This window comes from Streptomyces sp. NBC_01485 (assembly GCF_036227125.1).
In the GTDB taxonomy this organism is placed as follows: Bacteria; Actinomycetota; Actinomycetes; order Streptomycetales; family Streptomycetaceae; genus Streptomyces.
This window is the reverse complement of sequence record NZ_CP109435.1, coordinates 576,542-590,535: the sequence shown is the minus strand read 5'-3', so window position 1 is coordinate 590,535 and position 13,994 is coordinate 576,542. Positions and strand designations below refer to the sequence as shown.

General features: G+C 73.6%; 5 protein-coding genes. 2 read left to right on the top strand and 3 right to left on the bottom strand.

Features of this window, described 5'->3' with window-relative positions; genetic code table 11:
- Positions 1–90 precede the first annotated feature (90 nt).
- On the bottom strand, positions 91–1,206 hold the full coding sequence (locus OG352_RS02415) for an enolase C-terminal domain-like protein (protein WP_329213801.1): 1,116 nt from the start codon (positions 1,204–1,206) through the stop codon (positions 91–93).
- A gap of 184 nt (positions 1,207–1,390) precedes the next feature.
- Here OG352_RS02415 and OG352_RS02410 point away from each other — a divergent pair, with 184 nt between their 5' ends.
- The gene (locus OG352_RS02410; RefSeq protein ID WP_329213798.1) at positions 1,391–2,158 is read left to right on the top strand and encodes a FadR/GntR family transcriptional regulator; all 768 of its coding nucleotides are present in this window, start codon (positions 1,391–1,393) and stop codon (positions 2,156–2,158) included.
- 142 nt (positions 2,159–2,300) lie between these two features.
- On the top strand, positions 2,301–4,310 hold the full coding sequence (locus tag OG352_RS02405) for a right-handed parallel beta-helix repeat-containing protein (protein WP_329213796.1): 2,010 nt from the start codon (positions 2,301–2,303) through the stop codon (positions 4,308–4,310).
- 128 nt (positions 4,311–4,438) lie between these two features.
- Here the strand turns inward: OG352_RS02405 and OG352_RS02400 are convergent, their stop codons facing one another.
- Together OG352_RS02400 and OG352_RS02395 are read right to left on the bottom strand one after the other, a co-directional pair.
- Positions 4,439–5,953 (bottom strand): tryptophan 7-halogenase, encoded by a 1,515-nt coding sequence (locus tag OG352_RS02400; protein ID WP_329213794.1) that lies wholly within the window; start codon positions 5,951–5,953, stop codon positions 4,439–4,441.
- Between the two features lie 29 nt (positions 5,954–5,982).
- The gene (locus OG352_RS02395) at positions 5,983–13,881 is read right to left on the bottom strand and encodes a type I polyketide synthase (RefSeq protein WP_329213792.1); all 7,899 of its coding nucleotides are present in this window, start codon (positions 13,879–13,881) and stop codon (positions 5,983–5,985) included.
- Positions 13,882–13,994: the final 113 nt, after the last annotated feature.

Sequence of the window (13,994 nt, the reverse complement as noted above, 5' to 3'; positions counted from 1 at the left end):
ACCGAACACCGTTGTTCATGGCTGACCTCGTTTGCGCTGGACGCGGGATGATCGTGCGGGATGAAGGACGTGGGCAGGCGGGACCGGTGGTCATGCCTTGGGCGGGGTGGCCGTCTCCGCGTCGACGAAAGGCCGCAGGACGGCCGGGTAGTCGAGGCCGGCGGGCAGTGCGACGCCGGGGCCGGTGGGCGCGTGGACGATGCCGTCGGCGTCGATGCCGCTCTCCCGGCTGATGGGGTTCCCCATCACCAGGGACTCGTAGTACGTGGTGTTGGAGATGGCCATGCACAGGTGCCGGTTGGGGATCTCGGGTCCGTGCACCTCGGCGCGCAGCCGGAACGCGTCGGCGAGGTGGGCCGTGCGCATGGCGCCGGTGAAGCCGCCCCGCAGTTGGGTGGAGGCGCGGACCCCGAAGGTGGCGGCGCCCGCCTGGATGAAGTCGGCGGAGTTCATGTGCGCCCCGTCGGAGGTTTCGGCGACCAGCAGGGGCACCCGCACCGCGTCCGCCAGGCGCCGGTAGGCGGTGACGCTGAACTCGCGCATCGGCTCCTCGTACCAGAGGTATCCGGCGTCGGACAGGGCGTGGCCGAGATGGACGGCGTCGGGCAGGTCGAAGCCCGCGGAGCCGTCGAACATCAGCGGGACGTCGTCGCCGACATGCTCGCGCAGTGCCACGGACAGTTTGGCGTCGCGTCGCGCGTCGCCCCAGGCGTGCAGCTTGACGGCCGGGTAGCCGAGCTCCAGCGCCTGGTCGGCGATGTCCAGGTACTCGGCGACGCAGGAGTAGGTGACGGTGGAGGCGTACGCGGGGATGGCGGTGCGGTAGCCGCCCAGCACCTCCCAGGTGGGCCGGCCGGCGAGCCGTCCCGCCAGATCCCACAACGCCGTGTCGACCAGACCGAGCAGATACAGCGGCAGTTCCTCGGTGCGGTCCAGCTCCCACATCCGGTGCCAGAGCCATTCGCGCCGCAGCGGATCCTGGCCGATCAGCTCCTCGCGCAGCACCCGGTCCAGCAGGTCCGCCAGCAGGACGGCGGAGCCGCGCCGCGGGCTCAGCGCCACCCCCTCGACCCCGTCGTCGGTGCGGATGTGCAGCACGGCCGCCTCGCCCTCCGGCGGGCTGCCCCGAAGGCCGTCCCGCCAGACGAACGGCGGGTCGGCGGCGGGCACCCGGATCGGATGGCTCGCCACATCGGTGATGCGCACGGTGTCCCACCTCGCAGAGAAGGCCGATCACGGAGAAGCCGATCACGGAGAAGCCGAAAATCCCGGGTAACATAATTCGTCATACGAATCCCGTCAAGGGATCGGCGGGATCGGCGGTTAGAATGCGGGCCCGCGTCGGGCGCGGGCATCGGGTGAGGGCAACGGGAGTGGGAGGGCGGTCGCCATGACGGAGACGGGCACGGACAACGGCGCTGGTCCGCCCCCGCTGCAACCATGGCTCAGGCGGCCCGCCCGGCTGGCGTACGCCGTCGTGGAGGCGCTCGCCGACCGGATCGTGGCCGGCCACATCCCGCCCGGCTCGGCGCTGCCCATCGAGCCCGAGTTGTGCGAGACCTTCGCGGTCAGCCGCACCACCGTCCGTGAGGCGGTCAAGGCGCTGGAGGCCAAAGGGCTGGTCCGCGCCCGGCAGGGGTCCGGGACCACGGTCACCCCGCCGGAGGACTGGAACCTGCTGGACCCCGTCGTGCTGGCGGCCACCTTCCGGCACGACGACCAGCTCGTGGTGCTCGACCAGCTCGTCGGCGTACGGTCGGCGCTGGAGTCCCAGATGGCCGCCCAGGCGGCGGTCCTGGCGACGGAGGACGATCTCCGGGGCATGGAGGAGCTGCTTGTGCGGCTGGACGCGGAGACCACGGCCCCGCATCGCTTCATAGAGACGGATCTCGTCTTCCACAGCCGGATCATGGAGGCGTCGCGCAACCGGCTCGCGAGCTCCATCGTCCGCAGCGTCCACACCCAGGCCCGCACCACCGCGCTGTACAGCGGCGCACCCGACACCCGGGCCTGCGAACTGGCCAACGTGGAGCACCGGGAGCTGATGGACCGGCTGCTCGCCCGGGACTCCAAGGGGGCCGCGCAGGCCATGACGTCGCACATCGAGGACGCCTGGCAGCGCCGCCGCTCACCGGCCGGGCGACGGCCCACGGCATAGCCGGCGCAACCGGACGGGGCCCGGGGGCGGAACTCGCCGGGCCCCGTCCGGCCGCGTGAAGTTACTGTGCAGTAGCTCTTGCTGCAATTCATATGACGACTAATGTAACCGCCGTTTAGTTTCGGCCATTGGAAGGTGCCACGTGCGGTTCACACGTTCATTCCCCTCACCGCTGGACCGGGTGAGCAGAGCCTGTCTGACGGCGGTCGCGGCTCTCGCCACGGTGACCGCTACGGCGCTGGGCGCGGCGACGCCCGCCTTCGCGACGCAGACGACGACCCTCCACGCGTCACCCGGCGGCCACGGTTCCGCCTGCTCGGCGGCCCACCCCTGTTCGCTCGGGCAGGCCAAGGCGAAGGTGCGGTCCGTCAACGCGCGCATGCGGGCCGATATCGTCGTCCAACTCGCAGGCGGCACCTACCGGCTGGCCGCGCCGCTGACCTTCACCCGGGCTGACTCCGGCAGCAACGGACACACCGTCACCTGGAAGGCCGCGCCGGGCGCCCGCCCCGTCATATCGGGGGCGCGGAAGGCCACCGGCTGGACCCGCCAGGACGCCGCGAAGAACATCTGGAAGGCCGAGGTCGGCCGCGGCTTCGACATCCGGCAGTTGTACGTCGACGGCGTCCAGGCCACCCGCGCCCGCACCCAACTGAACCGCGCCGACCTGACCACCGACGCCAACGGCTACACCTTCACCAGCGGTGCGCTGAAGTACCTCAACACCCTGGCCGATCCGGGCCGCACCGAGATCGACGCCCTCGGCTCCTTCACCAACCGCTACTCGCCGGTGGCGGGCATCCGCGACGGCGTCATGACCATGGAACAGCCGGCCTGGAACAACAACACGTTCGGCTACGACACCATCGGCAACCCCTTCCGCAAGGGGCCGCTGTACATCGAGAACGCGTACGAATTCCTCGACACGGCGGGGGAGTGGTACCTGAACACCCGCACCGGGACCCTGTACTACAAGCCGCTGCCCGGCCAGCACATGTCCTCCGCCGACGTGGAGATGCCGAAGCTGGAGTCGCTGCTGTCCGTCGGCGGCACCTACCGTGCCCCGGCGACCCATCTCGCCTTCTCCGGGCTGCAGTTCTCGCACACGAGCTGGCTGCAGCCGTCCACCGGCCAGGGGTACGCGGACCAGCAGACCGGCGCGTTCGTCGCCGGTGACTGGGCGCGTCCGGCGGACGCGCTGGACTCCTGCCAGTACGGCTGCCGGCTGTTCGAGGCGACCCGTCCCCACTGGCACCAGATGCCGGCCGCCGTCCAGGTGTCGGCCGCCTCGCACATCAGCTTCACCGGCAACCGGTTCACCCAGCTCGGCCAGGTCGCCCTCGGTATCGGCAACGACGCCAACGCGCACGCCACAGGGGTCGGACTCGGCGCCGACACCGTCAGCGTGACCGGCAACGTCTTCGCCCAGGGCGCGGGCGGCGGTGTCGTGGTCGGCGGTGTCCAGGCCGACGCCCACCACCCGAGCGACAGCCGCATGACCAACCGGCGCATCACCGTCAGCGACAACGTGATGCACGATCTCGCGCTGGACTACCGCGACATGACGGCCGCACTGGTCACCTACGCCACCGACGCCACCGTCTCCCACAACGAGATTTACGACATGCCCTACACCGGCATCGCGATCGGCTACGGCTGGGGCACCAACGACCCCGGCGGCAGCCAGGACTACGTCAACCGCGGGCTGTACGACTTCCAGCCCCGCTACACCACCCCCACCACCCTGAAGAACCTCAAGGTCACGGGCAACCACCTGCACGACGTGATGCGGACGATGGACGACGGCGCCTGCATCTACTCGCTCTCCGCCGCGCCGGGCACCAGTATCGACCGGAACTACTGCGCCGACAACAACGGCCACTACGGCATCTACCACGACGAAGGATCACGCGACTACACCGACAGCAACAACGTCTTCAGCAACACCGGTGACTGGGACCACGAGAACTCCAACGCCACCAACAACACGGGTGCGCTCACGGTGACCGACAACTGGACGAGCAACGACTCCATCAGCCTCCGCGCCGGAGAGCGCGGCAACACGGTGACCGGCACGGTCGTCGTCAGCGACGGCAACTGGCCCCGCGCCGCCGAGCGGGTCATGCGGGACGCAGGCGTCCGCCACGGGTGACCCGCCCGCCGGCGAAGCCGACTCCAGGGCGCCGGCCACCGAACACCCCTACGGCTTCGCCGCGTTCACCCGCCACCGCACGTGTCCCGACGGCCGCACCGGACAACTCGGCCGCCGGGACGCCGACTTCACGGCGTCGCCCAGGACAGGCCGTCCGCCGTGACCGTCAGGGCGTCGTCGGGCGTGGACGGGGCCGAGTCGTCGAGCGGGCCGCCGTACAGGGCCTGGTCCCGGAGGTCGTTGCCGGTGCGGAAGGTCTCGGCGACGATCCGCGCGGACAGCAGCGGGTTCACGCGGTCCTCGCCGGTCGCCAACCGGCCCACCGCGCCGTCCAGTTCGGCCGCGGCGGAACTCCAGTGGGCGCCGAGCCCGCCGGACGCGACCACCGCCGCGTCGCCGGACGCCACTCCACCGGCCAGCTCGGCGAAGGCGGCGGCCTCGTCGAGGTCCACCCGGGTGACCTTCTTCGCCGACCAGAAATACGACCGGTCGTTGCGCTCCATGTCGTAGAACGCGATGAGGAACTCGTAGAACACGCCGTACTCGCGGCGGTAGCGTGCCTCGAACTCGGCGAAGCCGCGCTCCTCGGGGACACTGCCGTCCAGGGCGGAGTTCACCGCGCGGGCGGCCAACAGGGCGCCGTACGTGGCCAGATGGACGCCCGAGGAGAGCACCGGGTCCACGAAGCACGCGGCGTCGCCGACCAGCGCCATGCCCGGCGTCCACAGCGACTTCTTCCAGTACGAGTAGTCCTTGCGGACGCGGACCTGGTCGTACGGCGACTCGGTCGCGACCGGTACGTCCGTCAGCAGCCGGTCGACCTCCGGGCACGCTTTGATCATGTCCTGCCAGGCGGCGCGCGGGTCGTGCTGGACGGCCGCGAAGTGCTCGGGCGAGATCACCGCGCCCACGCTGGTCAGATCGTCGCGCAGCGGGATGTACCAGAGCCAGCCGGCGTCGAACGCGGCGCAGAAGATGTTGCCGCTGTTCGGCTCGGGGAGCCGCCGGCCGCCCGCGTAGTAGCCGAAGACGGCGAGGTTGCGGAAGAAGTCGGAGTACACGCGCGCCCCGCCGACCCGGCCGTGGATCCGGCTGGTGTTGCCGGACGCGTCGATGACGAACCGGGCGTGCGCCGTACGGGCGTTGCCGTCCGGGTCGGTGTACTCGACACCGCGCACCCGCTCGCCCTCGTCGGCCAGCACTCGGCGTACCGAGCTGCCCTCACGGACCTCGACGCCGACACGTTCGGCGTTGCGCAGCAGGATCTCGTCGAACCGGGAGCGCTCCACCTGGAAGGCGGTCGCGGTCGGCTCGGGCAGCCGGGGTGTCATGGAGAAGGAGAACTGCCAGGGCTCCGGGTCGCGGCCCCAGCGCAGTGTCCCGCCGCGTTTGAGGGTGAAGCCCGCCCGGGCGACCTCGTCGGCGACTCCGAGGAGGCGGCACAGGCCGTGGACGGTGGCGGGCAGCAGCGACTCGCCGATCTGGTACCTGGGGAAGGTCTCCCGCTCCAGCAGGAGCACCCGGTGCCCGCGCAGGGCCACGGCCGTCGCGGCGGTCGAGCCGGCCGGCCCGCCGCCCACGACGACGAGGTCGTAGTCCGAGGCGTCCGAAAGGGACGAGGGGGCCGAGGGGTCCGAGGCCATCCGGGGTCTCCTGTTCTTCTCAGGCGTGGTCACTTGGCCAGCCAGGCGCGCATGGCCGCGGCCGTGCTGTCGGCGTCGCGGTGGAGCATGGAGTAGTGGTCGCCGGGGAGGTCGGCGCTGTCGTGCGGCAGCGGCCAGTCAGGCTGCCAGTCCTGGTCGGGGGCGATCCGCCGCATGTGCGGGGTGGGCCGGCCGCGCAACAGCAGGGTCGGGACCGGTGACGGCTCGGGCCGCCAGTCCTCCAGCACGCGCGCGTAGCCGCCCCCGACGATCAGCAACGAGTCGTCCAGCTCGTCGACGACGTCGTCCGGCAGGTCGGTCCCGGCGGCCATCAGGGCCAGCCCGCGCGGATCGCCGCGACGCAGCAGCCCGGCATGCGAGTCGAGCAGGATCACACCGGCCGGCGGTTGTCCCGTCCGCGCGAGATGGCGGGCCACGGCGTGTGCGACCGCGCCGCCCGCGCAGTAGCCGACGAGGACGGGGGCCGCGTCGACGGGCAGCGAGCGCACGGTGTCGGCGTGCGCGCGCACCAGCGCGGCGACGCTGCCCGGGACGGCCCGGCGCGCGCCGAACCCGGGATGCTCCAGCAGGAACAGGTCACGTTCGCCGTCGAACCGCTCGGCCAGAGCGGAGGGGACGCGGAAGTACGGCGAGAGGTAGTCCGGGATGAACACCAGCGGTGTGCCGGTGGCGTCGGCGCGGGTGAGCCGGACCGGCGGAACGGCATACCGGGTGCGTTCGCCGTCGCCGAAGGCCGGCAGGGCGTAGGACGCGAGGTAGCGCAGCCCCATCGCCTCCAACGGCCCCTGCCCACGCAGCACTTGGTGGTAGAGGACACTGAACCGGTACGACGACCCCGCCTCGGCGTCGGCAGGCTCCGTCTCTGCCTCCTTCTCCGTCTCCGCTTCGGTGTCGCCCTGCGGTAGCGTGCCCGCGTCGACCAGGGCGGCGAGGACGTGCGCGGCCAGGTCGGCCAGCGTGGGGTGCTCCAGCACGACGGCCGGCGCCAGTCGCACGCGCGTGAACGCGCTGAGCCGGTTGCGGAGTTGTACGGCCGTCAGGGAGTCGAACCCGAGCTCGGTGAAGGACCGCTCGGCGGGGAGTGCGGCCGGGTCCGGGAAGCCCAGGACCGCGGCGATCTCGACGCGAATCAACTCCGCCAGTACGGACGGGCGTTCACGCGCGGAGACGGCGGTGAGCCGCTCACGCCAGGCACCGGGCGCCTGCCCGACGGGCGCGACCCCCGCGACAGCCGTGACGGTGGCGGGTCGCTCGGCTTGCTCGGCGCGGACTTGCGACCGCCTCTGCAACAGGTCCGCGAGGACCGAGGGCGCGGCCGGGCCGCCCGCGGCCGCGAGGTCCAGCGGGATCGGCACCAGCACCGGTTCCGGAATCCGCAGCGCCGCGTCGAGGAGACCGATGCCCTCGTGCTCGGTGACGGGCAGGACGCCGTCCTCGGCGCGGCGGTCGGGCGCGACGCGGCCCGCCATCCCTTCGTCGCCCTCCGTGGACCACGGCCCCCAGGCCAGCGCCTGCGCGGGCAGACCGCTAGCCACCCGGTGCCGGGCCAGCGCGTCGAGGAACCCGTTGGCGGCCGCGTAGTTCGACTGGCCCGGCCGGCCGAGCACGCCGGCGGCCGAGGAGTACAGCACGAACGCGGACAGGCCGAGGTGCCTCGTCGCCTCGTGCAGGTGCCAGGCACCGTCCGCCTTCGGCGCGAGCACGGACGCGAGCCGCTCGGCGGTCATGGTGTCCACCACGCCGTCGTCCACCACCCCGGCGAGATGGAAGACCGCGGTCGGCGCCGGCCGGCAGGACGCGATCAGGGCGTCGACGGCCGCGCGGTCGCTCACGTCGCACGCCACCGCGCGCACCTTGGCCGGCAGGTCGCCCGCCCAGTCCGGAACCCGGCCGCCGCGACCGGTCAACAGCAGGTGCCGGACGCCGCGTTCGGCGACCAGGTACCGGGCCAGGCTCGCTCCGAGCGCGCCGGTGCCGCCGGTGACGATCACCGTCCCGTCTGGGTCCAGGGCGGGTGGCTCAGCGGTGGACGGCGGATCCACCTGGACCAGCCGGGGTACCAGGACGACACCGTCACGGCCCAGGGCGACCTGTGGTTCGCCGCACCGCAGCGCCGCGTCCAGGTGTGCCGGTGTCGCCGGACCACCACCACGCCGGTCGACCAGCACGATCCGGCCGGGGTGCTCGGACTGGGCGCTGCGTACGAATCCGGCGACCGCCGCCTCGGCGAGGTCCGGGTCGTCGCCCGCGGCGTTGCCGGTGAGCACCGCCAGTCGGCCCGGCCGTACATCGGAGGTCCAGTCGCGCACCCGCTCCAGCACGGCCGTGAGGAGCCCGCGCACACGGTCGGGCAGGGCGGCGTCCTCGGGCAGGGCGGTGGCGGCGAGTCGGGCCACGTCGAGCACCTCGTGCTCCGGGCTCGCGTCGTCGACCGGCGTGGCGGGCCGCCAGGTGAGGCGGTACGTCTCGGCGGCGGCCGTGGGCCGCGTCGGGATCGCACGGGTGACCACGGAGTCGACGGCGGCGAGCGGCAGGCCGGCCCGGTCGGTGAGGGTGACCCGGAACTCGTCCGGGCCGAGCCGCCGTACGACGGCCCGCGCGGCGGAGGCACCGGGCGCGTACACCGTCAGACCGGTGCAGGCGAGGGGGGCCTGTGGCTGACGCGGTCGTTCGTCGTCCTGCGCCTCGCCCGTTTCCTCGCCCGGTGTCTCGGCGAGCAGCGCGGCGTGCAGTGCCGCGTCGAACAGGGCGGGGTGCAGGGTGTACGAGGCCGCGGTCGCCGCTTCCCCGGGCGGCAGCGCCAGTTCGGCGAAGAGTTCGCCGTCCCGGCGCCAGAGTGCGGTCACCCCTCGGAAGGCGGGCCCGTAGCGGTGGCCGTACGCCGCGAGGCGCGGATAGTCGACCGGGATCCGCTCGGCACGCGGGGGCGGCCACGCGCCGGGCGGATCGGCGGGCGGTGCTTCGGCCGGGGCGGTTGTCGCCGTGGCGTGCCGCCGCCACGGTCCCGGGGCGTCGGCCGGGCGGGCCCAGACGGTCACCGGCCGGCCTCCCGTCTCGTCCGCCGCCCCGGCCACCACCTGCACCTGCATCTGATCGTTCGGCGGCAGTACGAGCGGCTCGTGGAAGGCCAGTTCGGCCAGTCGGACCGCGCCGGGGGCGCCGGTGGCCCGGCAGGCCAGCTCGGCGAAGAGCGTCGCGGGCACCACCACCCGGTCGCCGATCGCGTGGTCGGCGAGCCAGGGGTGGCGTGCCGTGGACAGCACGGCGCTGTGCCGGATGCCGGGCCCGTCGGCATCCGGCTGCGGCTGCCCCATCAGGGGGTGACCGGCCGGAGGGCGGTGCCGGACGGCGTTCAGCCAGTACCGCTGTCGCTGGAAGGGATACGTGGGCAGTGCGCGCCGCCGGGCGCCGCTGCCCGCGTACACCGACCGCCAGTCCACCGGCACCCCGTGCACATGCAGCGCGGCCAGCGCCTCCAGTGCCGTACGCGGGTCGGCGCAGGACGTGAACACCGCATCCGCGTCCGGCCCGACGCACTCCTCGGCGGCCGTGCCGAGCGAGGCCGCAGGACCGGCGTCGACGAACGCCGTGACGCCGTCCTCGGCCAGATACCCGACCGCGTCGGCGAAACGGACCGTCTCGCGCGCCTGCCGTACCCAGTAGCCGGCGGTGGCGAGGGCGTCCGGCTCGGGACGACCGGTCAGCGTGGACACCACGGGCACGGACGGCCGGTGGTACGTCACCGACTCGGCGACCGCACGGTACTCGGCGAGCATCGGGCCCAGCAGCGGCGAGTGGAAGGCATGGCTCACCCGCAGGCGGTGGGACGGCCGTCCGATACGGGCCACCAGCGCCGTCACCGCGTCCTCTTCACCGGAGAGCACGACCGACGCGGGACCGTTGACCGCCGCGACCGCCACCCGGCCGGGCACCGCGTCCAACTGCCGCTTCACCTCGGCCAGCGGCGCGCGGACGGCGACCATCGCGCCGCCGTCGGGCAGGGCCGCCATCAACCGGCCACGGGCGGCGACCAGTCGTACCGCGTCGGCACGGGAGAACACACCGGCGATGTGGGCGGCGGCCAGCTCGCCGATCGAGTGACCGACCAGACGGTCCGGGCGCACTCCCCACTCGGCGAGGAGCGTGTGCAGGGCGACCTCGAAGGCGAACAGCGCGGGCTGCGCGTAGTCGGTACGGTTCAGCAGGCCGTCGTCGGGGGCGTCGATCACCTCCAGCAGGGGGCCGTCGAGCCACGGTGTGAACTCCTCGCACAGCGCGGTGAACGCCGTGTCGAACACGGGGAAGGCCGCGCGCAGTTCACGGCCCATTCCGGGCCGTTGGGCGCCCTGGCCCGGGCAGAGCAACGCCACCTTGGGACGCGTGCGCGTGGTGCCGCGCAGCACCGCCGGACCGTCCACACCGTCGGCCAGGTCGCGCAGCCCGGCGAGCAGGCCCTCGGCGTCGCCGGCCAGCACGGCCGCCCGGCGGGACAGCGGTGCCCGGGTCGTCGCCAGCGAGTACCCGGCGTCCAGCGCGGCGGATCCGCCGCTCACGTCGGCCAGCGCGGCCGCCAGCCTCCCGGCGTGGGCGCGCAGCCCGGCCTCGTCGCCGCCGCCGACCAGCCAGGGGGTGACGGGCAGGCCCCTTGACCTGCTGCCGGAATCCGCGTCGGCCCGGGGCGGCTGCGGCTCCTCGATGATCACGTGGGCGTTCGTCCCGCCGATGCCGAACGACGAGATCGCCGCGCGGCGCGGGCGGTCACGGCGTGGCCAGGGCCGCGCCCGGTCGAGCAGCCGTACCGCGCCGGCGTCCCAGTCGACGTGCGGCGACGGCCGCTCCGCGTACAGCGAGGCGGGCAGCTCGTCGTGGCGCATCGCCTCGATCATCTTGATCACGCCCGCCACCCCCGCCGCGGCCTGGGTGTGCCCGAGGTTCGACTTGACCGAGCCCAGCCACACCGGGTCGGCCGGGTCGCGGTGCTGCCCGTAGGTGGCCAGCAGGGCGCCGGCCTCGATCGGGTCGCCGAGCGCGGTGCCCGTGCCGTGGCCCTCCACCGCGTCGACGTCGGCGGACCGCAGTCCCGCGTCGGCCAGCGCCAGCCGGATCAGGTCCTGCTGCGCCTCGCCGTTGGGGGCGGTCAGGCCGTTCGACGCGCCGTCCGAGTTCACCGCGGACCCGCGCAGCACGGCCAGCACCGGATGGCCGCCTCGCCGCGCGTCCGACAGCTTCTCCAGCAGGACGAGACCGACGCCCTCGGCCCAGGCGGTGCCGTCCGCGCCCGCGGCGAACGACCGGCACCGGCCGTCCGGCGACAGCGCGCGCTGACGGCTGAACGCGATGAACGGCTGCGGGCTCGACAGCACCGTCACCCCGCCCGCCAGCGCGAGCGTGCACTCCCCGGCCCGCAGCGACTTGGCGGCCAGATCCATCGCGACCAGCGACGACGAACTGGCCGTGTCCAGCGTCATCACCGGGCCGCGCAGCCCGAGAACGTAGGCGACGCGGCCGGACGCCACACTGCCCGCCGATCCGATGCCGATCTGCGCCTCCAGCTCGTGCGGCGAGACTCCGCTGCCGTAGCCGAAGTGCATCAGCCCGACGAACACCCCGGTGCTGCTGCCGCGCAGGGTCGGCGCGGGAACGCCCGCGCGCTCCAGCGTCTCCCAGGCGACCTCCAGCAGCAGACGCTGCTGGGGATCGGTGGCCAGGGCCTCGCGGGGCGACATGCCGAAGAACAGCGGGTCGAAGTCCGCCACGCCGTCGAGGAAACCGCCACGCCGCGTGTACGTCGTCCCGAGGCGGTCGGGGTCGGGGTCGTGGAGGGCGGCGAGGTCCCAGCCCCGGTCGGTGGGGAAGTCGCCGGTGGCGTCCACTCCGCCGGCCGCCACCCGCCAGAGATCCTCGGGCGAACTCACCCCGCCCGGGTAACGGCAGCCGACGGCCACGATCGCCACCGGCTCGGCCTCCGGACCGCGCGGCGGCGCAGTCGTCGCGGGCGTGGGCACGGGTACGGGCGTGGACGTGGGCGCGGGTGTGCCGTGCAGCCGGGTGTCCAGGTGGGCGGCGACCGCCGCCGGGGTCGGATGGTCCCAGACCAGCGTCGCCGGCAGCCGCAGACCGGTGCGCAGGCTGAGCCGGTGCCACAGGGTCATCGCGTCCATCGAGGTCAGGCCGAGGTCGGCGAACGCGGTGCCGGGATCGGCGGCCGTCCCACGGATCGCCGAGGTCTCCGTACACACCAGGTCGGTCAGCGCGGCCCGCCGCTCGCCCGGCGTCAGGCCGGCCGGCCGGGCGAGCGTCGGCCCGACCGGGCGCCCGGCGAGGGCCTCGCGCAGCAGGGCGCGACGCGGCTTGCCCCCGGTGGTGCGCGGAACGGCCGGGGTGAACAGGATCTCGTCGGGCACCTTGTGCGCGGAGAGCACCGAAGCACAGGCCCGCAGCAGGCCGGCCGGGTCGAGTGTCGGCCGTGCGGGCACCACGAACGCCACCGGGACCTCGCCGAGCAGCGGATGGGCTCGCGCCACCACGGCCGCGTCCCGCACCCCGGGCAGGCCGCGCAGCACCTGCTCGACCTCGGCCGGGTCGACGTTCTCACCGCCGCGTACGATCCGGTCGTTCACCCGGCCGGTGACGGTCAGACAGCCGTCCCCGCCGAGTCGGCCCAGGTCACCCGTGCGGTACCAGCCGTCGCGCACGGCGTCGGCGGTGTCCTCGGGCCGATTGTGGTAGCCGAGCATGAGGCCGGGGCCGCGTACCCAGATCTCGCCCTCGGCATCCGGGTCCGCGTCCGCGTCCGCGTCTGCGTCTGCGTCTGCGTCGGGGGTGAGGACGGGGACGTCCCGTCCGGTCTCCGGGTCGACGATGCGGACCTCCATGCCGGGCAGTGGCCGCCCGCTGCCGCCCCGCGTCCTCGGCCCGGTGGGCGACTCCATGGCGATCTTGCCGCAGGTCTCGGTGCTGCCGTAGCCGTCGAGGAGCGGGGCGCCGAACCGTGTCTCGACCTGTTCCCGCAGGGCCGGCTCGCTGGGCGCGCCGGCGGTGACGCAGAACCGCAGCGAGGGCACCGCGCCCAGACCGGCGTCGAGCAACTGCCGGTAGGTCAGGGGCACACCGGCCAGGACCGTCGGCGCGAACTCGCCGACGAGGCGTGCCAGCGCGGCCGGGTCGGGCGTCGCGGTGATCCGTGCGCTCGCCCCCGCCACGGTGGTGCCCAGGACGCAGAGCGAGTGGGCGTAGGTGTGCGAGAGCGGCAGCGGCCACAGCACACGGTCCGCCTCCGACAGCCCGAGCCGCGGGCGGTAACAGGCGACCGAGGACCAGAGCGCGGAGCGCTGGCTGGACACCGCGGCCCTGGAGGTGCCGGAGGTGCCGGACGTGTAGAGCAGCCAGGCGGGTTCGTCCAGGCCGAGGTCGTCGGGGGGTGAGGGCGGCGAGGTCGGCGCGGGCTGCGGTGGTTCGGCGGCGAGGGCCTCGAAGCGTGTGACGTCGTCCGGCAGCGGGCCCTCGCCGGTCACGACCAGCCGGAGCGAACGGCCCGCCGTCAGCCGGGCGACGCGCGCCAGGTTCCGCCGGTCGGTGACCAGCACGGCCGGATCGCAGTCGGTCAGCAGCTCGGCGAGTTCGGCATCGGTGCCGCGCGAACTCAGCGGCACGCCGACCGCGGCGGCCCGCACCGTGGCGAGGAGCCCCTCGACCAGCTCCACGCAGGCGTCCAGACAGAAGGCCACCCTGCCGCCCCGGTGAACCTCCAGACGCGTCGCCAACCGGGCGGTCCTGCGCTCCAGTTCGGTCCAGCTCACCCCGCGCCGGTCATCGGCGAACGCGAGCTTGTCGCCCTGGCGTAAGGAGTTCGCCACGAGCAACTCCGGTACGGACAACCGGACCTCGAACGCCTCCGCCGTACCCACCAGGCTGTCCCCTCGTTCGAACGTCCGCACCCGGGCGGCCCGTTGATCAGCCTACGACCCGGCACCGACAGCGCGGCGGTGCCGGGTACGGAACAGACAGACCGTGCCCCTGC